This is a genomic window from bacterium (assembly GCA_024226335.1).
In the GTDB taxonomy this organism is placed as follows: domain Bacteria; phylum Myxococcota_A; class UBA9160; order SZUA-336; family SZUA-336; genus JAAELY01.
On record JAAELY010000292.1, the window covers coordinates 1 to 698 of the forward strand.

The window sequence follows — 698 nt, forward strand, 5'->3', positions numbered from 1 at the left end:
AGAAGGTCCGCGATCGCCTTGACGGGCTGACCGGCCCGTAGCAGGCGAGTGGCGAAGGCGTGCCGGAATGCATGCGGGTGGGATGGCAATCCACAGCGCCGCGTCCGTGCTCCCACCATGGTCGAGATCGCCGCCGGACTCAGTCGCACATGCGGACGGCTATGGCGCAGGAACACGTAGTCGCAATCGTTCGTCGGCCGTTCCTTGCTCAGGTACTCGCCCAGAGCTTCCGCTACCGCCTCCGTCAAGACGTGATGAATCGCCTTGCCGCCCTTGTGGGCCGCAAAGACGATCGTCCTCTGATGCCAGTCAATGTCCGTGAGTTGCAGAGCCGAGACCTGCGCTCGCCGTACGCCATAAGTCGCCAGCAGCAGCACGATGGCGCGATCTCGCAGAAGACACTTGCCGCAGGTCCACGGCGATGTAAGCAGCTTCGACAAGTGCTCGTCGCTGATCCCCCGCGGAACGGTGCTGAGGCGGTAGCCGATCACGCTCGGCACACAGTCCCTCATCTCCCGGCCGACCCAGCCTCGACACGCAGCGAACTCAAGGAAGGACCGCATCGCCGTGCGCATGCTGTGGCGAGAGGACATCCCGTGGTCTTTGCTGTGCTCGACGAAGAACTCCTCGATCTGCTGAACCGTGATCGACCGAAACGCTCGCGCACAGGAACATCCGGCGCGCGAAGTCACCGCGTC

General features: G+C 63.9%; 1 protein-coding gene. It reads right to left on the reverse strand.

Translation table 11 applies throughout. The features are described 5' to 3' along the window. Nucleotides 1-500, reverse strand: a 500-nt coding sequence (locus GY725_15270; protein MCP4005549.1) for a tyrosine-type recombinase/integrase, incomplete at its 3' end; no start/stop codon positions are given. Nucleotides 501-698 lie beyond the last annotated feature (198 nt).